Annotated in this window: 17 protein-coding genes; 9 read left to right on the top strand and 8 right to left on the bottom strand. The window is 35.2% G+C overall.

Translation table 11 applies throughout. The features are described from left to right. Nucleotides 1-276: 276 nt before the first annotated feature. Both AABE15_RS06545 and AABE15_RS06540 read right to left on the bottom strand, forming a co-directional pair. Nucleotides 277-972: a PfkB family carbohydrate kinase gene (locus AABE15_RS06545; protein WP_338330485.1), complete on the bottom strand. Its 696-nt coding sequence runs from the start codon at nucleotides 970-972 to the stop codon at nucleotides 277-279. A gap of 9 nt (nucleotides 973-981) precedes the next feature. Further along, complete coding sequence (locus AABE15_RS06540) at nucleotides 982-1,863, bottom strand: SIS domain-containing protein (protein WP_338330484.1); 882 nt, start codon at nucleotides 1,861-1,863, stop codon at nucleotides 982-984. 218 nt (nucleotides 1,864-2,081) lie between these two features. Between AABE15_RS06540 and AABE15_RS06535 the strand changes: the two genes are divergently transcribed. Next, nucleotides 2,082-3,038 carry a sugar phosphate isomerase/epimerase family protein gene (locus AABE15_RS06535; protein ID WP_338330483.1) on the top strand — a complete coding sequence of 319 codons (957 nt, stop codon included), beginning with the start codon at nucleotides 2,082-2,084 and terminating at the stop codon, nucleotides 3,036-3,038. A 50-nt stretch (nucleotides 3,039-3,088) separates the two neighbouring features. Continuing rightward, nucleotides 3,089-4,327 (top strand): MFS transporter, encoded by a 1,239-nt coding sequence (locus AABE15_RS06530; protein WP_338330482.1) that lies wholly within the window; start codon nucleotides 3,089-3,091, stop codon nucleotides 4,325-4,327. An 828-nt stretch (nucleotides 4,328-5,155) separates the two neighbouring features. Here AABE15_RS06530 and torA read toward each other — a convergent pair. From torA to AABE15_RS06505, 5 genes are all read right to left on the bottom strand, one after another. After that, on the bottom strand, nucleotides 5,156-7,651 hold the full coding sequence (gene torA, locus AABE15_RS06525; RefSeq protein ID WP_338330481.1) for a trimethylamine-N-oxide reductase TorA: 2,496 nt from the start codon (nucleotides 7,649-7,651) through the stop codon (nucleotides 5,156-5,158). Nucleotides 7,652-7,660: 9 nt separating this feature from the next. After that, on the bottom strand, nucleotides 7,661-8,332 hold the full coding sequence (locus AABE15_RS06520) for a molecular chaperone TorD family protein (RefSeq protein ID WP_338330480.1): 672 nt from the start codon (nucleotides 8,330-8,332) through the stop codon (nucleotides 7,661-7,663). After that, nucleotides 8,332-9,921, bottom strand: a complete 1,590-nt coding sequence (locus AABE15_RS06515) for a c-type cytochrome (RefSeq protein WP_338330479.1) — start codon at nucleotides 9,919-9,921, stop codon at nucleotides 8,332-8,334. Before AABE15_RS06515 ends, AABE15_RS06520 begins: the two co-directional genes overlap by 1 nt. 742 nt (nucleotides 9,922-10,663) lie before the next feature. Next, nucleotides 10,664-10,936: a GlsB/YeaQ/YmgE family stress response membrane protein gene (locus AABE15_RS06510; protein ID WP_338330478.1), complete on the bottom strand. Its 273-nt coding sequence runs from the start codon at nucleotides 10,934-10,936 to the stop codon at nucleotides 10,664-10,666. Nucleotides 10,937-11,010: 74 nt separating this feature from the next. After that, on the bottom strand, nucleotides 11,011-13,836 hold the full coding sequence (locus AABE15_RS06505) for a phosphoenolpyruvate carboxylase (protein ID WP_338330477.1): 2,826 nt from the start codon (nucleotides 13,834-13,836) through the stop codon (nucleotides 11,011-11,013). A 126-nt stretch (nucleotides 13,837-13,962) separates the two neighbouring features. Here AABE15_RS06505 and AABE15_RS06500 point away from each other — a divergent pair, with 126 nt between their 5' ends. From AABE15_RS06500 to AABE15_RS06470, 7 genes are all read left to right on the top strand, one after another. Next, a complete protein-coding gene (locus tag AABE15_RS06500; protein ID WP_338330476.1) occupies nucleotides 13,963-15,237 on the top strand; it encodes a DUF445 domain-containing protein in 1,275 nt (424 codons plus the stop codon). A 162-nt stretch (nucleotides 15,238-15,399) separates the two neighbouring features. Further along, the gene (locus AABE15_RS06495) at nucleotides 15,400-15,825 is read left to right on the top strand and encodes an Rrf2 family transcriptional regulator (protein ID WP_338330475.1); all 426 of its coding nucleotides are present in this window, start codon (nucleotides 15,400-15,402) and stop codon (nucleotides 15,823-15,825) included. A gap of 23 nt (nucleotides 15,826-15,848) precedes the next feature. Continuing rightward, nucleotides 15,849-17,336, top strand: a complete 1,488-nt coding sequence (sufB, locus tag AABE15_RS06490) for a Fe-S cluster assembly protein SufB (RefSeq protein ID WP_338330474.1) — start codon at nucleotides 15,849-15,851, stop codon at nucleotides 17,334-17,336. Nucleotides 17,337-17,339: 3 nt separating this feature from the next. Beyond that, nucleotides 17,340-18,122, top strand: coding sequence for a Fe-S cluster assembly ATPase SufC (sufC, locus tag AABE15_RS06485; RefSeq protein ID WP_338330473.1), 783 nt, complete (start codon nucleotides 17,340-17,342; stop codon nucleotides 18,120-18,122). A 220-nt stretch (nucleotides 18,123-18,342) separates the two neighbouring features. After that, entirely contained in the window at nucleotides 18,343-19,389 is a 1,047-nt protein-coding gene (sufD, locus tag AABE15_RS06480) for a Fe-S cluster assembly protein SufD (RefSeq protein WP_338330472.1), read from the top strand. Nucleotide 19,390: 1 nt separating this feature from the next. Then, the gene (locus AABE15_RS06475; protein WP_338330471.1) at nucleotides 19,391-20,623 is read left to right on the top strand and encodes a SufS family cysteine desulfurase; all 1,233 of its coding nucleotides are present in this window, start codon (nucleotides 19,391-19,393) and stop codon (nucleotides 20,621-20,623) included. Nucleotides 20,624-20,683: 60 nt separating this feature from the next. Next, nucleotides 20,684-21,145 carry an SUF system Fe-S cluster assembly protein gene (locus tag AABE15_RS06470; RefSeq protein ID WP_338330470.1) on the top strand — a complete coding sequence of 154 codons (462 nt, stop codon included), beginning with the start codon at nucleotides 20,684-20,686 and terminating at the stop codon, nucleotides 21,143-21,145. 71 nt (nucleotides 21,146-21,216) lie between these two features. Here the strand turns inward: AABE15_RS06470 and AABE15_RS06465 are convergent, their stop codons facing one another. Next, on the bottom strand, nucleotides 21,217-22,593 hold the full coding sequence (locus tag AABE15_RS06465) for a DEAD/DEAH box helicase (RefSeq protein WP_338330469.1): 1,377 nt from the start codon (nucleotides 22,591-22,593) through the stop codon (nucleotides 21,217-21,219). Between the last annotated feature and the right edge of the window lie 886 nt (nucleotides 22,594-23,479).

Below are 23,479 nucleotides of genomic sequence, written 5' to 3'. Positions count from 1 at the left end.
CTTTTAAGTTTCTATTCTCATTTTTAATTCATTATTAAAATAAAGAATGCAAATAAAAGGATATTATTTAAACAAACAATAGCATATTAGTTTCAAAAAATCCCCAGTTATAGCAGTGGACATGATGGCCAACTAACGTTTCCAGTTTATTTAATAAAAGCAACAGTTACGAGACTATTAGTAATTAATTAAGACATTCTACCTTTAAGCGCATGTTGAACATCGACAAGCATTGGAAAGGAACTTTGTACGCCATATTTCTGAATAGAATAAGCGCTAATTTCGGCAGCAAAGGGAATGGCCTCTGTCAACGAGAGTAATAATCACATTCCCTATTACATTTTTTCCGCGCAATGCATCAATACAGCTTATGGCATCGTCAACGCTTTGCACAGTTTGTCCAGACATAAATTCTGCTTCCATTTCATTAACAATTAGATAATCAATCCTCTTCAATACTTCTAGTGGAATATATCGCGCAGGCGCATTATTGACGATAATTTTGCAGCCATGAATTTTCGCTTTATAAATAGCGCATTCAACGACTTCTGACGGTATTTCTGATTGAAGAATAACAAGAGAAGTGTCTTTGAAGAGATCATCTTTGATATCATCTTTTGTTAGTAAATAGTTCGCGCCTTTGATGATCGTACCGCAATAGTTTCCAGATGTTAAAATTTGCGCAAGGCCAATTCCTGAAGTTGGACCTCTTCGATATATATTTTCCGTAATAACAGCGTTGTTTCTAAGCGATTTCAACATTTCATCGCCGTAGATATCGTTACCAACACAGCCGATAAAATTAACCTTAAGACCAAGTTTTGCACATTGAACCGCCTGATTTGCCCCTTTACCACCAGGCATCATCAATACTTTATTTCCAATAAAAGTTTCACCAATATACGGCAATCGATCTTGCTGGATTAAAATATCGTAGTTTAAACTACCAATAACAACCACATCGTAGTTCATGAAAATTTCTTACTTAAACGTTCTTTTCACTGAAACAGCATTGGTTGTACAATTTAGTTTCATACGACTTGCTTGACTGGTTTTGCTGGTAATAATTGTAAATATTGCATCAAGGATATTTAAATGCACAATACGGGTGACTGCGTTTTCTCCCGTTATTTGATTATTTTTTACCACTGAGACAATCGGATATTTAACAATCCGACTTAAAGGACTATTGGGGTAATTGGTTAAACAAATCGTTTCTGCATCATTATCGTTGGCGATAGTAACCATATTAATAATGTCAGTGCTCTGCCCTGAATGTGAAACAACAAGTAATATATCCCCTTTGTTTAACAGCGACGCAGCCATAAGTTGCTTATGGCTATCATTAAAAACACTTGAGAATATACCTATTTTAAGCAGTTTATGATGAAAATCATCGCAAATGGCGGCTGAACCCCCACAACCTGCAAGTAAAATTTTGTTGGAGGACGGACAATTGATAAATAGGGATGACACATCGGTAATGACTTTGTATTTTAATACATTTCGACTTTCCTGAAGCGCAAGTATTGAGCTAAGAAATGTGTTATCAATAATATTTTCCGCAGACATAGTGCTATAAGGAAAAACCGCTGGTAATCCATTATCGTCTAAATCTTCTGTAGTATTGGAAAGATTAATCTTAAGCTCATAAAAACCAGAAAATCCTAGCTTTTTGGAAACTTTGGTAATACTCGACATGCTAACATTTAAAACGTTAGCTATATCATGAATATCCATTTTTACGAGGCTTTCGGGGTTATTTTGAATAAAACGAGCAATGGTTCGTTCTTTTTTGCCTAACTGGGGAATTAAAGTTTTAGCGAGAAGAGGAATTTGCTTGCCTTTTAGTTTACTTGACATATTGCTCTACCATTAAAATTTCAATCTCAATTGCTAAATAGCATTTTTATAAACTAATACGCCTCAGTTTGATTGCAATAAACAATATATTGTAATTTAGGTATTTTATTAGAAGTAAAATTTTACTATCATAAATATTATATAAATTTTATTTTTAGTAATATATTTTCCATGATTGCAGAAAACTGATTTCTATAAAAAGACATACGAGGTAAAAAATGAAATTTTCATCACAAATTGATTCTTTTCGATCTCGTCCAGAGCTACATAAATTTGAAGAAAATATGACAACCTACGATCTCATCAACCGTATGGGACACGTGAAAGGGCTTACGCATATTGAGCTGAATTATCCGGAACATTTTGTTAACCAAGACAAACAAGCGATTAAAAATTGTATTGAAAAAAATCAGCTTAAAATAAGCGGTATCGGCCTTCGTTATGATAAAAAATTTATCAATGGCGAATTTACCAATCCCATCAAAAATCTTAGGAACAAAGCGATCCGGTTAACATTCGATGCAGTAGAAATATGCCGTTTTTTAGAAGGGAATATTGTAACACTCTGTTTTGGCTATGATGGCTATGATTATCCTTTTCAACAGGATTACTTTCAGGCTTACGAGTTTTTAATCGAGTCTTTACGGTGGATTACATTTGCTAATCCCGATATACAGTTTAGCTTTGAATACAAACCGTATGGACCTCGCACTTTTTCATTTATTGGAGATTGTGCTTCAACCCTCTTATTGATTGAAAAAGTAGGTGCACCGAACTTGGGTGTTACCCTTGATTTCTGCCATATGATAATGAAAAAAGAAAATCCAGCGTTTTCTCTTTTTTTGTCATCATTGCAAAACCGCCTTATTGGATTTCATTTGAACGACGGCTACGGCCATTTTGATGATGGTTTAATGTTGGGTTCTGTGCACTTAATGCAAACGTTAGAATACATTTATTATGCTAAACAAGTTAATTTCTCTGGCCTTATCTATTTTGATACATTTCCCGAGCGTGAAGATCCAATTGCTGAGTGTGAACAAAATATAAGAATGTACGAACGATTGTCCAATTTTATTGATGAGATCGGCATGGAAAATATTGAAGAAATGATTCGTAGTCAGGACGCGATACAAGTCCAAAAATTATTAATGCGCTTAATTGACGATAATTGATTTTAAAAATCTTGTTTTTATTTATTAAAGCGTAAGTATTAGAGGTTTTTGTGGTTAGTAAACTAGGGTTACCCAGAACTTTGGTGTGGGGCTATATTGGACTGACAATATTTATGATTGGTGATGGTGTTGAACAAGCTTGGATATCAATTTGGCTGGTGGATAAGGGGCTTTCTGTTGCGCAGGCTTCATGTTTATTTACTGCTTGTGGTGTAACCGTTACAATGGCTGCTTGGATAACTGGCGTATTGGTACAAACATTGGGGCCCAGAAAGGTAATGTTTTATGGTGTCATTGCCTTTGTAATTGGAAGTTTTGGTTTTATTGGTATTGGCCTTCGTAGCATGAATCTGGCATGGATGATACTGTTTTACGCAATCAGAGGGTTGGGTTATCCGTTGTTCGCTTATTCCTTTCTTGTCTGGATTAATTTTAGTTCTCCTATTGCTCGCAGATCAACAGCCGTAGGATGGTTTTGGTTTACTTTTTCTCTCGGTCTGAGCGTTATCGGCCCATGGCTCTCCGCACTAGCACTTCCTTTGATAGGGGAGATTGATTTACTATGGACGGGAATGGTTTTCGTAATTATTGGTGCTTTACTGGCGATCCTATTCAATAAAGATAAAATACCAGAAGAAGAAAAACATCCATTTAATACCCAAGAACTAATCAAAGCGATTACTATTTTAAAAAATCCAGTTATATCAATAGGATTAATTGTAAAATCAATCAACGGTGTAGCCCAATATGGTCTCGCAACCTTCCTCCCACTTTATTTAATAAGCTTTGGCTATACAAAAATTGAATGGTTACATATGTGGTCATCAGTTTTTATAGTGGCCATTTTTGCGAACTTGTTTTTTGGTTTCTTCAGTGATCGCTTTGGGTGGCGTAATACGATTATATGGGTTGGAGGAATAAGTTATGCTGTGGTGCTTGTTTTTGTCTGGCTAATCCCCCAGTTGCTGGGTCATAACTTCTATGTAATGGCATGTGTACTATGTCTATGCGGGGTGACGATGGCAGGTTATATCCCACTTTCAGCTCTTTTTTCGGTGCTTGCACCAGACAATAAAGGTGCCGCCATGTCTGTACTGAATCTAGGAGCTGGTTTAGGCACCTTTATTGCCCCCGCAATTACTGTTCTTTTCTATCCTTCACTTGGTGCTGGAGGCGTGATCAGTATTTATGCGGGTCTTTATATTCTCAGTGCTCTGTTGACACCCTTACTAAAAACTCCGGATGAACTAGAAAACAAAAGACTAAATCTACAGCACAAACTTTTATAAATAAATCTTAAGTCATTCAATTTCAGAGGATTTTATTTATATCAAAGATAAGATAATTAAGTATGGATATAGGAAATCTAAGTTCTTCAAATAAACCCCAAAAATTACGAGCCAATATTCGTTACTGGATGGCCTCTCGTCCATTTCTTTTTCTTTACGACAGTCAAATTAATTATCGTTCATTTTATTCTTAATACATTAAAATTGTAGATATTCTTATAAAAGGGAGTATATCAGACATAATAAAATTTAAGATTTATCCTGAAAACAACTTAAAATGATTTACTAAAAACCATTTAAGTCTTAACGGGGTGTTTTCGATATCTTTAGTCTGTGTAAAATAGTTTTAAAATATTAATAATATTAGATATTTTTAGAATTATGGTTTTTGTTTAAAGAATTACGTAGATTTTTTTATGTCATAAATGGCTGCTGAATATAGATAGAGGCGTTTCGAAAAGCTTCAATTTTTTAATTGTTGCAAATATTATATTATACACACAATCAAGAAAGTAATTTTGGTAATCCCCGTTAAATAAGTGGGCGCAAAGCAATTTACAATATAGATTTTTGACTAAGGACAATATGCTTTGCTGAAAAGTCATTTATTCGAATAAAGTTGTGAGCATATGATAAAAAGAAATAATTTATTAAAGGGATTATTGAACAGCTATGAAAAGTGACTGTTCAACGGTGACGTTTACTGTGTTCATATTAAAAACACTAATAACATTCAAATTACTATAATGTTTTGCAGAAGTTGATTAGCAGTAACAGGTACCAACTTAATTTGTTTAATTAAGAATTTAGTACATTTATTTCATGTAATTAAGAAGGTTTCTGAAATACCGTTACTGAAGGTAATTCCCCTTCAAATTTTTCAAGTTCAACAACCGCTGTGTGACCACAATTCGCTTGCGCAAGTTTCGATGTAGCAATACCAACCGTAAGATTATTGACATCCCCGTAACGACATAAAGTATTTGCTTTTCTGGGATTAAGAGGGTCATACCATCCTCCTTCATTGATACGAATAACACCAGGCATAATGTTATCCGTCACTTTGATACCAACCAAAATTTGACCTCGATCATTATACGCTCTGGCAATGTCACCCTCCTTTAAATTTCGAGCCTCCGCATCTTTGGGATTAATCCAACACGGTTCGCGTCCCCCGATGGTATAATTTTCTCTTAATTTTGTTCCACACAATTGTGAATGCAAGCGAAAAATTGGGTGGTTCGAAGCAATATGCAACGAATATTTCGTAGTCGGACCATTCAATCGTTCAATGGGTTCCATCCATGTAGGGTGAGGAGGACAATCGTCGTAATGCATTTTTTCTATGTTTTGTGAATAAATTTCGATTTTACCCGAAGGCGTTCCTAATGCGTTAAGCAAAGGATCCTCACGATATGAGGCATATCGCACAAACTGTTTTTGTGCAGTTTCAATAGGAAAAGCTAAAGCTTCTTCACTGTTCCAAAACACATCAAATGTAGGCATTTCCATACCTTTTGCACGCGATTCCATCATCGCACCATGATAAAAATTACGAATCCAATCCATTTCATCAAGACCCTCTGTATACTCGTACCGTTTACCCAACCGATCACAAATATCGGCAAATATATCGTAATCTGAACGAGATTCATAAAGCGGTTCAATAAGTTTTTTCATAGGGACAATATGACTAAGGGCGTAATCACCCAGTTGTTCAATATCATTACGCTCATAAGAGGTCGTTACGGGTAATACAATATCAGCATGGCGTGCAGATGCCGTCCATTGGAAATCGTGTACAATAAAGGTGTCAATTTTTTTCCAAGCTCGAATCATTTCATTACGATTTTGCTGATGCGCAAAAGGGTTCCCACCGACCCAGTAAGCAAGATGAATTTCTGGAAGAGTTAAACTTGATCCATTATATTGTATAACCTTACCTGGATTGAGAAGGGATTCTACTAAACGACAAACGGGAATAGCATTGGTTTTTGGCTGACAGGCCGACTCTGTCGAACCAGGTGCACAACCTGCAGGTAAATCACTTGCAGGCGGAGCTTTCCCAGCAGTAATACCACTTAAAATAGGGCTTGTAGCCGTTGGAGAACCGCCGCTACAATAATGATAACTAAACCCAAAACCACCTCCAGGAAGACCAATTTGACCTAACATAGAGCATAAAACTACAATCATCCAATGCGCTTGTTCTCCATGATGCTGGCGTTGTATTGACCAACCCGCTGCAATCATTGTACGATTTTTGGCAAAATCACGTGCGAGTTGTTTAATTACACTAGACTTTATACCACAAATTGAAGATGCCCATTCTGCATTTTTAGGAATATTGTCTTTTTGTCCAAGCAAATAGGGCAAGAACTGCTCGAAACCGACCGTATATTTATCTAGGAATGTTTTATCATAAAGTTTTTCTTCATAAAGCGTATACGCAATACCCATCATCATAGCGACATCAGTCTGTGGTCGAGGTGCTAGCCATTCGCCATTTAAAAATTGGCATGTTTCTGTGTTTATCGGATCGATACAAATTACCCGGATACCAGCTTTTTTAACTTGATCCAATCCCTCATACCCACCATGATCTGGTATGAGCCAACCAATTTGATTGGTGTTAACAGGGTTACATCCCCAAAACACCAGTAACTTCGTATTTTCTTTAATAACGTCCCATGTGGTGCATTGTTCATAAACTTCAAGAGAACCAACAACATGGGGAAGAATTACTTGCGCAGCACCCGTGGAATAATCCCCCAGCGAATTAACGGATCCCCCCGTCGTCTGCAACATGCGTTGCAATAAAGTCCTGCAATTATGAAATTTGCCAACACTTTTCCAACCGTAGGAACCGCCAAAAATACTATGCGAACCGTATTGTTTGCGAACACGGCTTAATTCACCCGCCACGAGATCAAGTGCTTTTTCCCAACTTATTCGAACAAAGTCCCCTGTGCCGCGCCCTTCTGGGTCCGCACCAGGACCTTTTTCCAACCAAGCGCGTCGTACCATAGGGTATTTTATACGTGTTGGCGAATAAATAGAATCCAACATTCCTTGCAGCATTGTATTTGGATGAGGGTCTTTTTCCCAGGGAATTACCGATGTTAAACGACCATTTTCAATTTTACCTCTAAACACTCCCCAATGACTTCCAGACATTGTAAGTTTTTTGCCTTCTTGTGCACGTGCACCATGACTGAGCAAAGGTTCCCCCATGGCACCAAGCAGGGCAAGTGCAGCACTGCTCTTGAAAAAAGCTCGGCGACTTAAGGAGGTTAAGATAGGGGGTGATTTGTCGAAAGACATAACATTCTCCTAATTTTGAGCACTCGGCTTTTCAAAAAGCACATGAAGATCAAGAGAGGATAAATAAATAATTAGCAATTCGAGCAACGGCGCGTAAAAGGTTAATGATCCAACCTGTTGAAGAATTTCATTCATTTTAGAAACCCATTTGATTAAACATTGCTTCATCAAGCTTATGCTCGTTATGTTTTCTTGACGTAGAGCTTCAGCAAGCGTTGCCAGTTCTATAGCCAAATGATCCGGTGGTTCTTTACACGAGGACATCACACTTACATCGAGTGCTTCCATTAGGGAAAGCATTTCTATATAGGGCTGCTGAAATAAGCGTCCATGAACATCATAATAATAACTTTCATAAGGATTAACCGTATATAAACCTTTGGGACCATCAAAGAGTGCTACGTATTGCTGATTTAATAGACGCTCAAGTTCTGAAGAAGAATGACGTTTAAACGTTCTTGCAATAATATTGGTTAATTTTTGTGCCTTTAACGAAGCTCCAAATATTTTAAGGAATTCGTAAAAATGGGTAGTTTGACATCCTTCAATGAATTGACACGAAGGAGGTGCGATAAAAAAACGTGAAAACCAATCGACTACAATTGACTGTGCCTGGCACTCTTGACCGAAAGCCAGCAGCTCAGAGTGTAATTGCTTAAATTGTGATTTTACTATTGTCATCAATGAACGTTTTTACCTAAATGAACATCTTTAGAATGATTTTGTAAGTAAGCCAAAAGCAATCGATATTGGTCATCCGTTAAAGACGTATATCGACGCATTGCATTTAAATTACCAATCCACTGATTGGCCAAATAATCATCTTGTTTAGGAAGAGAGTGGCACACACTACAAGTATTGCTAAACAAATTGGACGAATATGCCCACAGATCGGACAAGCCAATATTAAGGTTTTTATCTGTTGTCCAAAAGGTTAACTCAATGGGATACCAAGTTTGACCTGTTTCTGCATCAACAATACCTTTGCTTACCTTAGCTGCTTTCACTGCATTTTTACCAAGCAAAGCATAAATAATACGTTGACCCTTTAGCGCATATATTACCGAAGGATCACCCTTCATTTGCCAACCCGACAGTCGACCTTGTAATTTATCGCCAATACGTTTCAGAACTTGAATTTTCGTTGTAGCCAATAATTTACCATCTTCATCGCCGGATAGGTTTTTATGCAAATAAAATTGTTTCGTCCCTACAACATAAACGTTTGTTGCATCAGCAATTTCACTGGAAGAAGAAGTAGGTAAAATCACATTACGCACAGATTTTTGTTTTAACATGATGATACGTAAAGTACGATTTGGCTCTGGTTGTCCTGGCCCAGGACGATCCACTGCGGGTAAGGTTTTGAGATAAGTTGCTATGGCTTGCAAATCATCAAAAGGCAATTGTTGGGTATTTTTAATTACTTCAGCCATATCACCGCCAGCGATTTTACCAATTGGATTTTGGCCGGTGCGTAAATAATTTACAATAGAATTTTTAGCCCAAAACCCAATGCCCGTGTCATCTTGACTAATATTAGGAAAATGTCCTTTACCATCTGGGGTGGCCCCCCCACCATAGCGTTGATTTTTTTTAATTACTCCAAGTATATTGCGGGGTGAATGGCATTCCGCACAATGTGCGGGACCTTCAACCAAATAGCGACCTCTCTGTATTAGGGCAGATTCTTGGGGGTCGGATGATAGGGGCTGTCCATCTAAAAAAAATAACCGCCAAATTCCTACACCAAGTCTTAAATTAAATGGAAATTTTAAATCGTGATTTGGTGATTTACCTTTCACGGCGGGTAAAGTTTTTATATAAGCAAAGAGATCACGAACATCGTTTGCTGTTAAACGTTGATAAGACGTATAAGGGAATGCAGGATAAAGATTCTTTCCATCAAACATTATAGTACTAGGCCCAACACCTTCACGCACAGCCTTGGTAAATTCTTCCAAGGTCCAACTACCAATTCCATCCTTTGTATCTGAAGAAATATTAGGCATAAAAAAACGCCCAAAATTAGTATCTAATGCTCGACCACCTCCAAGAACTAAAGGATTATTTTGATTAGGAGTGGCATGACAAGTGGCACAATCTCCTGCAATAAATATAACGCGTCCATTATTTAAATTTGCTGGGCTATCATTAGCTGTATCCCTTATCGGATGAAGCAACGACCACGTAATTGGCGAAGTTAATACGAAAAATCCAACAATGCCGAGTATAACAATGCCTGCTAACCCGAGTGAAAGCTTTTTCATTGCGTATAAACCTTTTTTGAAAATACGTGTTTGCTGACAATTCTAAAATGGCAATTATAAAAAAATGAGACAATAATAATTTAACTGTATATGATTTAACATATAATGTATTAACTTATTTTCAACGTACCTTATTTGTTTTTTCTTATATTGTGCAATAATTGTAATCAACATCGACTAAGATACTGTTTCTATTATTAGCATTTAATGTTGAGTTCATTTTGTTACGCCTATCATAAAATTTAAAACGTTGTAATAATTATCCAGAATAAACTGATATTAGATTGTAAAAAGCTCAAAATCTTAAGTTTCTCTAACATATAATTCAATATGAGACGTTAATAATTAGACTTATCACTTAATTTTAATTTAAAAAAAAACGTTTTGTGCTTAGCTATTAAACTCAGAATAATTTTAATACGTTTTAAATAAAAATATAGTATTCTCTGAATTAAAATATCTGACAATGTAATAATTAAAAAACTTTCAAAAAATTTAATTGACATAATTTTTATGTAAGCACAGCATTGTAAGAACGCAATTAGATCATGATAATTATATAATTCACAAGCGAATAGTACGATAAATCAAATTACCCTGAGATTAAAACAACTCTAAACAATCTCAGATGAGCCAGATACTTTCAAAAAGATAAAAACATAAACCTTATCTTTTCTAAAAATATCCAACCCATCAAGATAATTCATATAAAAGGGTTTAACTTTACACTGTTAAGGCTAGTCTAAATATCGGTACTTCGGTTTGAGGTAACTTCTACAATTTTCTTGTAGATGAATAGAATTATTATAGCTCCAACAATAGAGAAGATAAATCCTGCACTTTGACCCGGTTGGTAAATATGAAGTACTTGACCCATCCATGTGGCAAAACTCGACCCTGCTATTCCCAGTATTACCGTAATAATAAAGCCACCAGGTTGATTTCCTGGCATTAAAAACTTAGCAATCGCACCAATAATAAACCCAATAATGATAGCCCAAATAAATGTCAACATTACGTATTTCCTTTGTGTGAAAGCCTGACTGATATGAATTACCAATCTGATTATAAGTAATCATTTAACTTTATTTAGCCAAAAGCGTGTAGTCTATGAATCAATGCTACACTAATTTCACGTATTAAATCAAAATTCTTTTGTATAGGTTTGAATATTCGACGATCGTCTCTTGCATAAGCACCTTCATGTCGTGGTCCTTTCGTTTCATGAAAATATAAATCAGAATCGTAATCAGGGGCTTGAGGAAACACATGCGACAACAATTCCAGCGCTGTTGGAATTTCCAAACACAGTATTTTCGTTTCAAGAACTTCTCTACTAAAATCATGGTACGGGGAAAAATAAGGAATTTCTGTGGACAATATCCAAATTTCTTCAATAAGAGCTAGGCGTATAGCATGAAGTAGAATTTCATTCGTATCCATTTGAGGAGCCTCTTTCCATATTGAAAGTAAAGTAATATGATCAGAATGTATACGATGAAACATAGCCTGTGTGCTGGACCAAAATTCCATACGCTGCAACCCTTTAGCCAAAGCAATATAAGATTCCTGTAAATCGGGATCGGATTCAGTGCTAGCACGATTTAACCATATCCCTGGATCCAATAAATAAATCATTGCTCGAAGGACTAGGGGATTGGAATGCTTCAATGCGTGCCACGCAAAATCTAAAGATTTTTTAAATCTTGGACTGGTTTGGGACATTTCTTGAAAAATTTCAGGATTTGCAGAAGCAGCTGCTCCTAATCCTTGTAAAATATTTGCACACCATCCTAATTGTTGTAAAATTGCATTATTCGGTATGGCTCTTAATTCTTTGGGATGTTTTATACGCGTAGTTACAGAAGTTGTATCATTTTGTCGAATCGCTGGCCTTGAACCTGTTTTATCAATAAGCCCAGGACCAAAGGCGCTTAACACCGTTCCATACCCTTTATCATTAACCAATTCTTTCATTTTTGCAGCGATTGTTGAAAAGAAATCAGCGCAAAAATCACTTTCATAATAAATGGGATCGTTTGTTTCATCCTCGGGATTAAAAATATGCTTCGCGATAATACTTATGGTTGCGTCCGCTAAGGCTTGCGACCCATATAAAAGGTAGCCATCGCCACCTTGAAATGAACTTTCCCGTCGTATAGATATGTCAAGATTATCAACACATTGATCCGTTTTAAAAGGAGATAAATAACTTAAACGGTCTTCCAAACGAAAAGGATGGGCACCCCGACCAATACTTTCGCCATGTGTATCAAAAAATACCAATTCAATGGAATTTAAATCGTATTTTCTAAGTAACAAAATAATTTTATGTCTTAATTTTTCAATTTGATAGGTCGATGCAATTTGACCTATAAACCGACCTGAATCGGAATAGCCAAACTGTACGCATAATTTACCTGTTTTTCTTAAATAGTCACACCAATGTTCGGAACGAAAAGCTTGTTCCATAATTTGAGAGCCATGTTGTAAAGCTTTATCCGATTCAAAAAGAGCCGATATTTCAACTTGATTCTCTATACCAAATAATTTTGCTAGCCATAAGGCGATCAATAACGTATATCCGCTTTCGGTTTCGGCTATTAAAAAACGTATAGGGGTTTTACTATCAATATGTTTGGTGATTTGAGTTAACAACATCATGAGAACACTTGCTGATGCTTTCTCTGAAAGAATAGCGCCAAAGTCTACAGGTATTGTCTTTACATTTTCTAAGGCAGAATTAATGACATTAAATAATGTGCGTGTATGAGAAGGGCTATCTAAATTATTAATTATCCCCAAACGTTGTCGAGCCATATTATGGATTTGAACAGAATTAAGCCGCACATGCGTGTGCGATAAACTCAATCCATGGGAAAAAAAACCAACTTTAGCAATAAGTAAATCAATTTTATATTTTTCCTGCACAACTTCAAAAGCATGATCGAATAAAGGTAAAAGCTGATTTGGGGAATGAATGGAATGTTCACGCTCTTCAATTAAAACTTTCGCAAAATCTGAAAATTGTTCAGGATCTGGAAAAGTAGGACAAATTTTTATTTGTCTTTGAACCATAGTGATTGCTAAAGCTACTTTGTTTTTAAATTCACTTATATCTTGATGTGGTATAAAAGAAAGCTGATCATATAAGCGTTGAAGTTGCAATTCCTTCATATGCAGACGTATACGAAGACTATCCCACCAACTAATATCAGTACGACCATCCGTATCGTATCCAACCCAGCTACTCAAAAGTATAGAACAAGGCACAAGTTCAATCCAACGATGAGGCCACGTTGCTTTTGCATATTCAAATAGATGTCGATTAAACCTATCTATGGAATTTCTTGCCCGGCTAATAGCACTAGTGGCTAAGTTTAATTCTTCTTGTAATGTCGGAGGAGAAGCTCGACGATGGGTTGCAAAAAAAGGTAATTTTGTTTCATTATCAATTGGATGACTAGCTAAATTGGCTAAAGCTGAGTAAACAGAATTCGCTAAAGCAAAGGTAGGATGTGCTGTGAACACCGCTGCGAATTGACTTTTTTCTATTAACTTTTTAAATGTTTCGAAACAAGGTGCATCAACATTGTTTTCTAAATTTTGACTTTTCTTGATAATTTTTTTTAAAACTTGATCAAAACGGTTTACAATATTTTTTTCAGAAGGCATTCCAACATAATTTTGTAGATATCGAGCATGAGAAAGGAAAGCAGAGTCCCTTAGTCTTTGAGTAATTTCTGTTAGTTCATCAAATGAAAGCGCGCCGGATTTAAGATACTGTTTTATTTTTTGAGCAAGAATTAATACAGGATTTTCTGTAGGCTCATGATTTTGTTTTGACATTAACTGCGTCGTTAGCAAAATTAATTCGTCTAAATTAACCGTTGGTTGACTAAAATTTTCGCGCATGACTACAGATTCCGTTACAGAAAAAATTGAATAAAAAAAATACGGAGGTTATGATTAAGCATTTCCAACAGATTGAAAAGATAAAAGTAATTTTTTTGTATAATAAAAATTCTCGGCTCATAAAATATGACTGAACATGAACATCTCGCGTGGAATTCCTATATAAGGTATCGTCGTTTTGCCACTACGTTGCTTATGTTCATGGGTATTTTAACTTTCTTTAATTACTATGTAATACACGAACATCTAATACTAGATACGTTATACACTCAGACCTTGAGAGCAGGTACTCAAGCAGGTTTTATCGGGGGATTAGCCGATTGGTTTGCTGTTACCGCACTTTTTAAACACCCTATGGGATTACCCATACCTCACACAGCGATATTACCAACACAACAAAAAAAATTAGGACAAGGCATAGGTAGTTTTATTGGACATTATATTTTTACTAAAAATGAAATTGAGAACGCGTTTAAAAACCTTAATTGTCCAGTATTAATTTCTCATTATATTGCAAAATCTGAAAATACCAAGATTTTGAGTCAATACATACTTAAATCATTGCCAAAAGTATTGAATCATTTTGAAAATGGACAAACTAACCAAATATTTGGACGAGTGATGGTTCGATTGTTGGATGGTGAATCGCTTTCCCCCCTTTTAATACGTTCTCTAAGAACACTTACGGATAATGAGCATTACCAAGATATTGTATCCTTTTTATTAGTAGGGTTAAAAAATACCTTAAAAAATAATGAAACTAATTTAAGATATTTTATTGAAGACAGAGTTAGAGAACATGGTGGACAGGTGCTTGGTTGGATAATAGGAAGCTCAGTAGCCACAAAAGTTTTAAACAGTTTAAGCTATGAAATTGATCGTATTGATCCTCAAGACCCTTATTTAAAAGAAGCTATTATAAAGTGGATTAATAAAGAAATTAGTCAATTTGAGACCAATCCTATATTGAGTGAAAAAATCTCCGATTCTCTTAAATATTTTATCAGTCAAGATAGTGTTAAAAATTGGAGAGAAGAGATATGGAAGCGATTCCGTAATCAAATCGAATTGGATATAGAGAATGAAAATGGATGGATAAAAAAAATTCTTGACGACATGATTGTACAGTTCGCAAATCGGTTAAGCACTGAACAAAGTGAAAAAATTTGTTTTAATAACGTCTTACAAAAAATTATTCTGTCTTCCTTTCCACTTATACAAAAATCAATTATCCAATTTACCCAAAATGTAATCAGTAACTGGAACACACATTATCTTTTAAATCGGTTGGAATGCCGAATAGGAAAAGATTTACAATACATCAGAATTAATGGGTCCATAGTTGGCTTTTTTGCAGGAATTTTTCTATTTTGGTCTGAGCATTTTTGGTTTGGTAAGTAGTGTTTTTTATAAATTATTAGTAAATTCTTTTAAAAAAACATCACTTATCTCTAAATAAAATCTATACGAATCTCTTTTATTGGACTAAAACAGTCCTATATTACATGTGTAAGAACCGCTTCTAAAACCAAAACGTATTAAACGTTAAAGTGAACCTTATTTATGCTAAAGATTTCCAAATTAACCGACTATGCTACTATTTTATTAATTCATTTAGATCGTCATCGTAAAACCGTGTCTTCAACCGTTTTATCCGTAGAAACAGGCATTCCAGAACCTACCGTTGCTAAGATTTTAAAAATACTTACACGCTCTACGTTAGTTAAATCCCGTCGAGGAGCCAAAAGCGGGTATCATTTAGAAAGTTCATTGAAAGAAATAACGTTAGCCCAAGTGGTTACCTCTATTGATGGACCGATTGATTTAGTTAATTGTAATCCAGAAAGTTGTCGCATTATTTATTCTCAATGTGATTTGCAAGGTCACTGGTCCATAATTAATAATCAAATTAAGCACTTTTTTGAAACGATCACACTCGAGGAATTGAAAAATAACATTCAAACATCTTCCAACAATAAAAATCTATAAAAGATTAAGAAACAGAAAACAAAATGAATAAAGCTAATCATGACGATATTTTAATTACTCAGGTTACAAATAAGCCTTATAAATATGGTTTCGAAACGAATATAGAAATGGATATAGCGCCGAAAGGGCTCAATGAAGAAACCATTAAATTAATTTCTTTACGGAAAAAAGAACCGGAATGGATGCTTCAATGGAGGTTGAAAGCCTACAGAATTTGGTTATCCATGGAAGAACCACATTGGGCAAAATTAAATTACCCTAGTATAAATTACCAAGACTTACATTATTATGCCGCTCCCAAATCAAAGAATAAACCCAAATCTCTAGATGAAGTTGATCCAGAGCTTTTAAGAACTTATGAAAAATTAGGTATACCGTTAAAAGAAAGAGCAATCCTTGCAGGTGTTGAAGAAGAAACAACTCCCGAAAATGTCAATATTGCAGTCGATGCTGTTTTCGACAGTGTTTCGGTTGCAACGACTTTTCGTAAGACTTTGGCTACAGCAGGAGTCATTTTCTGTCCTATCTCTGAAGCAATTTTGCTTTATCCTGAATTGATACAAAAATATATGGGTAGTGTTGTCTCCCAAGGCGATAACTTTTTTGCTGCTCTTAATTCAGCGGTATTCACGGATGGATCTTTTGTGTACATACCCAAAGGGGTTAAATGCCCCATGGAATTATCCACTTATTTTAGAATTAATACCAGAAACACAGGTCAATTTGAACGAACCCTTATCATCGCTGAAGAACGATCGACTGTCTCTTATTTGGAAGGGTGTACGGCTCCTCAGCGTGATGAAAATCAATTACATGCAGCTGTTGTAGAATTGGTTGCCATGGATAATGCGTTCATTAAATATTCTACGGTGCAGAATTGGTATCCAGGCGATAAAAATGGAGTAGGAGGTATTTATAATTTTGTTACCAAAAGGGGCATCTGTCGTGGGGCATATTCCCGCATTTCATGGACACAAGTTGAAACAGGCTCTGCAATTACTTGGAAATACCCTTCCTGTATTTTACAGGGAGAAAACTCAATTGGTGAATTTTATTCAGTTGCTGTAACCAATGGACATCAACAGGCAGATACGGGATCAAAAATGATACATATTGGGCGTAATTCCCGTTCTACAATTATTGCTAAAACCATTAGCGCTGGTCATTCAAATAGTACGTATAGGGGTTTGGTAAAAATGTTACCTAAAGCCAATTATGCTCGAAACTATACAGAATGTGAGAGCCTACTAATAGGCAATCATTGTGGTGCACATACGATTCCTTATATCGAAAGCCAAAACAGTTCAACGAAAATCGAACACGAAGCAACAACTTCCAAAATTTCAGAAGAACAGCTCTTTTATTGCCAACAAAGAGGGTTATCTCAAGAAGATGCTATTGGTTTAATTGTTAACGGATTTTGTAAAGATGTTCTTAAGGAGCTCCCTATGGAATTTGCGGTTGAGGCTCAACAACTTTTACAAGTTAGTCTGGAAGGAAGCGTGGGTTAACGGATGAAAACTATACTCAAAATTAAAAATTTGCATGTCTCTGTTAAAGATGAATCACCTGAAGGACATTGCAAAGCAATTTTAAACGGTATTAACTTATCTATATCCTCAGGAGAAACCCATGTTCTTATGGGGCCCAATGGCTCTGGAAAATCTACGTTGTCCTATGTCTTGTCTGGACATCCAGACTATAAAGTCACTGCAGGTTCCGTACTTTTTAAAGGCCAAAATCTCCTTTCCCTTACACCCGATGCTCGAGCAGCAGCAGGTTTATTTCTCGCTTTTCAAGCCCCTATAGAATTACCAGGCGTTAACAACGCTAATTTTTTAAAAACCGCTGTAAATTCTGTGAGAAAAGCCCGAGGTCAAGAAGAGTTAGATTCTTTAAAGTTTCTTAAACTTGTAAAGGAAACAGCCAAAAAACTTTCGTTTTCTTCGGACATGCTTAAACGAAACGTCAACGTAGGATTTTCTGGCGGTGAAAAAAAACGTAATGAAGTTTTACAGATGAGCTTACTTCACCCTTCTTTTGCTATTTTAGATGAAACAGATAGTGGATTAGATATTGACGCATTACGAGTGGTGGCTGAAGGTGTAAAATCTTTAAAATCTACGGAATTTTCATCATTAATTATAACCCATCATCAAAAATTACTTGATTATATTCGACCCGATTACATACACGTTCTTGCCAAAGGTCGTATTATACACTCTGGTGGGCCTGAACTTTCTAAGCGTATTGAAAAAGAGGGATATAGCCGACTTCTGGGAGAGTTTGATGCCTAATATGTTGACAGACCATAAGTCTCAAAATTCTAATAGCTCAATACAAAAAAAATCTTGTAAAAATTTTAAAAAAAATTTGAATAAACTCTCAGAATTTTTGCGAAAAAACAAATTGCCTTCCTCTAAAGACGATTCATGGAAATATTCTAACCTAAGTTGGTTAAAACAAATCAATTTTACTTATAATACTCAATTCAACTATACCTATTTGGAACACTGGGTGTACACCTTAATAAAAGAAAATAATCTTGAAACACTTCCTCGATTAGTTTGCGTAAATGGTCATATTGTCAAACCTTTAACCACTTTACTTGATAGTTCCAAACTAACGGTAGATCTTGATGCTCAACCATACTCAGATTCCATAAATAATGAAGCTAATTTTCTTAATGAAGTTAATTTAATCTGCAGTGACGCGCTAATTGAGTTCAAGGTAAAAAAAAATACGCAAGCTGGAACTATTCTTATTTTAAATCTAGGTAAACCCTTGGACTCTAATCCTATTGCATTTCATCCAAGATTCCAGTGGATTTTAGAGGAAAATTCTACATTATCTATATTAGAATTGAATATTGGAGAAGGAACGTATTTTAATAATCCTGTAAGACAAATTTTTCTTAAAAAAAATTCTTGCTTAGAATTCAATAATTTTATTAACCCTTCTCCAAGCAGCTATCTTTGCTCGAATTTCTTCGTCAAACTTGCTGAACAGGCACGTTATAAGCAATTTCTTATGACTAAAGAGGCAAAATTTGCTAGACAAGAAGTTAACGTAAAGCTTTTAGGAGAATGGAGTGAAACCTTATTTAGAGCGATACAAATTCTTAATACCCATCAACACTCAGATATTACAACTCACTTTATTCATGAAGCGCCGCATTGCACATCATTTCAAAATGTAAAAAACATCTTATCAGAACGCAGCAAAGGTGTTTTTCAAGGAAAAGTTTGTGTTAAACGTCAGGCTCAAAAAACAAATGCTGAACAGCAAAACCAAACGTTACTTTTATCGGATCAAGCGGAAATATATACGAAACCAGAATTGGAAATTTACGCTGAAGATGTAAAATGCTCTCACGGAGCAACAGTTGGCGCATTAGATGATGAACAGCTTTTTTTCTTAATGTCCAAAGGGATTCCTTATCCACAAGCAAAGCAAATATTAACCAATGCTTTTGTGGTCGAGGCTATTGATTATATAACTGATCCCTTAGCAAAAGAATTTTTTAATAAACATTTAAATACTGAAATTTTGGAGGGCTTGTAATATGATTTTGCAACCCAAATTAGATATAAAAAAAATAAGAAACGATTTTCCTATTCTAAATCAAACAATAAATAATAATCCTTTTGTCTTTCTTGATAGTGCAGCGTCTGCTCAAAAACCCCTTCAGGTAATTGAAGCCATCAAGAAAACAATTTGTTCCCACTATGCAAATGTCCACAGAGGTATTTATACTATTAGTGAGAAAATGACCGATGATTATGAACAAGTTAGAAAGTTAATCGCGCAATTTATTAACGCATCAAGCGCATCGGAAATTATTTTCACAAAAAATAGTACCGAAGCAATTAATTTGGTTGCTCATTCTTACGGATCTTTAATTCCTAAAGGTTATGGTGTACTTATCAGTGAAATGGAACACCATGCCAATATCATTCCTTGGCAAATGCTAAGAGATCGTTGGGGCGTGCCACTTTATATTGCACCTATTACCGATGAAGGCGAACTTGATCTCTTATCTTTTCAGCAGATTTTGGAAGATCATAAAATTGCTTTAGTTGCAATAACCCATATGTCCAACGTTCTTGGTACGATCAATCCCCTAAAGATAATTATTGAATTGGCACATCACAACAATGCTAAAGTACTTATCGACGGCAGCCAAGGAATTGTTCATCAAAAAGTAAATGTTGAGGATCTAAACGCTGATTTTTATACCTTCACAGGTCATAAATTATATGGGCCTACTGGTATTGGTATTTTATACGGTAAGACAGAATTACTACAAACTATGCCCCCCTTCATGGGAGGAGGGGATATGATTGATAAAGTAACCTTTGAAGCATCAACATGGGCATCACCGCCGACCCGATTTGAAGCAGGGACTCAACCTATACTTGAAATTATAGGACTGGGCGAAGCAATACGCTGGGTCTCTTCTATAGGTTACGAAGCTTTAGAACATCACGACCTAGCTTTACTCAACTATACTCTTGATCAGCTCGCATCTATAAGAGAAATAACACCTATTGGTAATCCCGCCAAACGTGGGGGTGTGGTATCATTTACAATGGAAAAAATTCATGCGTTTGACATTGCTACGTTATTGGATCAACAGGGTATAGCTATTAGAGCAGGCTTTCATTGCGCAGAACCTCTAATGCATCGTCTAAAGCAAACAAGTGTTGCCAGAGCAAGTTTTGGAATTTACAATACCTTTGAAGAAATTGACAGATTTATCGGTGCATTAAATAAAATTAAAAACATGTTTGCTTGATCGTACTTGCTTCTGTCCATTGTATATATAATTTTCCTTAAAGTTGAGTTATTCAAAACTATGAGTTTTTTTGACGAAAAAGAGCAATCAGTTTTAGCCAAATTTGAAAAATCATCTGATTCGTACACAACAAAGGATTCAAATAATAAAGAAAATGATTTTGAACGTTGGTTACCGGATGATTTAAACGAGAAATTCGGGGAAACGCCTAAGCCGGTTCGTATTAGCGAGAATGCTATTATTGACGCTATCTCGAGCGTTTATGATCCTGAAATCCCCGTTAATATATACGAATTAGGATTAATCTACGCAATTGATTTAAATGATGACGGCTGTATTCATGTTGAAATGACATTAACAGCCCCCAATTGCCCTAGTGCCCAAGAGCTACCCCTTATGGTTAAAGAGGCTTTAGAAACAATTGAAGGAGTAAAAAAAGTCGAAGTCGAAATTGTTTGGGATCCCCCTTGGGATATCTCTCGTATGAGTGATGAAGCGAGGTTAACCCTTAATATGTTTTAGATTAGTTTTTAATTTATTTACCTTATCACTCTAAGCAACTTTAATTAGACAAAACGCTAACTTATTGTTCTTTACATTGTCGTATTTTTGCGAAAAGGTGAAAGCATAAATGCAGGAACAAACTGACCGAAACCAATTACTTCTTCATTTTCTTTACTTGTCGGTTGAGAAATAGGAACGCGTACAGGCAAAGGAGTTGGTATAACCTTATCTTTTTTTCCAGTTGCTCTTTCTAAATTTTTGTTAGGTTCTGTTTTATTTTTTTTCTCAGATTCCTTAGATTGATTCTCAGCCACATCCAAAGTAATCTTTTTCATAGTCTTTTGTGTCAAAGCTTCGATGGACTGAACAATTTCACTTTCTTCTTTCGTTGCAAGACTATACGCAAATCCTAAGCGACCTGCTCGCCCAGTACGGCCAATACGATGAACGTAATCCTCAGCTTGATGAGGTAAATCGTAATTTATAACATGGGACAAGTTATCTATATCTAAACCGCGTGCTGCAATATCAGAACAAATTAAATATTGAATTTTATTATTTTTAAATGCTTCCAATGTGTTGGTTCTTATTTGCTGGCTAAGATCGCCATGGAGAGATCCACATGAAAATCCGTGCTTTTTTAACGAACGTGTTAAAATATCCACGTCTTTTTTACGATTACAAAAAATAATAGCATTTTTAACTTCTTCTTTTTTAAGAATTTTTATTAATACGTCTTTTTTTTGTTGCTCAGATACAATAATAAGTTCAGTCTCAATTGTTTCAGCGAGAGAAGAAGGGGGAGAAATAAAAATTTCTACTGGGTCATTTAAAAATGAGGTTGTAATAGCTTTAATTTCTTTAGACATAGTTGCGGAAAGCAAAAGCGTCTGTCGCTGTTTGGGAATAAAAGAAACAATACGTTCAACATCAGGAATAAAACCCATGTCTAACATACGATCTGCTTCATCAATAACCAATATTTGAATGCGATTAAGTAAAATAGCGCCTTTGTCGAATAAGTCCATCAATCGACCAGGGGTAGCAATGACAATATCCACACTTCGATTAAGCAAATCTTTTTGATCGTTCATGCTTTCACCACCCACCAATAATGCATGAGAAAGCTTTAAATTTTGTCCATAAAGTTTCAAATTCTCAGAAACTTGCAAAGCAAGTTCACGGGTAGGCTCTAAGATTAAAGCCCTAGGCATCCTCGCGCGACCTCTTTGTTTAGAGAGAATTTCTAAAATAGGTAAAGTAAACGACGCAGTTTTACCTGTACCAGTCTGCGCAATACCAACTACATCTTTTTTTTGAAGAATTAAAGGAATCGCTTGTGCCTGAATTTCAGTAGGTTTTTCATAACCCATGGATTGAATTGCATTCAAAATAGGTTGGGATAAACTTAAGTCAGAAAAAAAATTTAAAACTTCAGTAGATAATTCTTTGGAACTGGTGGGCATATTGATTTGTTTTTTCGTTTTACTAAAAATCTATTGACAATTTGGTTTGATTGCTGTTGATGCGTGAACAATATGAACGTCAACAAATGATAAACAATTACTCATTATATTGAGTTGGATTGTATTAATCAATGATATTGTTAAGATTAAGTTTTAAGATAAGTATTATTTAAACAAAATTCAATAAAGCACAATTAATAATACTTAAAATCACAATAAATTTTAATAACGTATTTATTTTATCAAATAATTCTGATTTTGGTCGGATAGATCGCTTCGCATTTGTATAAAATTTGAAATCTGCTCTATATAAAATAAACAAAGCAATCACTATCATAGTAAAAGCACCGATTAAGAGATATTGAACTACTAAAGTCGAAAAACCTTTCATAAGTATCAATAAACTTTCTATAATTAATAAAAGTAAGAGGCATCCCCAATTAATTAAAAATAGTTTTTTTAAACATTGAAGTTTAATAGATGTTTGTTGAACTGGATTTAATAAACTAACAGAATGTTGAACAACATAAACATAAAAAAAATTACATCCAAACCATAATGAATTTAATAACATTGCAATACAAAATATTGTATTTCGATAAATAATTAGATGAGTCATGTTAACTTCCATTTAAGCATAATAACCAAAACCAAATATTTGATATGTTGTAAAAATTTGACTCGATGATCTTGATAGAAAAAAGAGCATATAAATTCATTTTGTCTTTTAGAATATGTTTAGCACAACCCTTTTAAAACACTAGGCAATTGTTTTCCAAATTTTATAAAGAAACTTAAGAACAAAATCATTTTATTAAATCAAATGATATCAAATCAAGTTAGACAATAAACTTACGCATTTTCTTAAAAGCATATATTATTACAC

The organism is Commensalibacter sp. Nvir, from assembly GCF_963921845.1.
Classification (GTDB): Bacteria; Pseudomonadota; Alphaproteobacteria; order Acetobacterales; family Acetobacteraceae; genus Commensalibacter.
The sequence above is the reverse complement of the archived record's forward strand: the minus strand, read 5'-3'. Positions and strand labels throughout refer to the sequence as shown.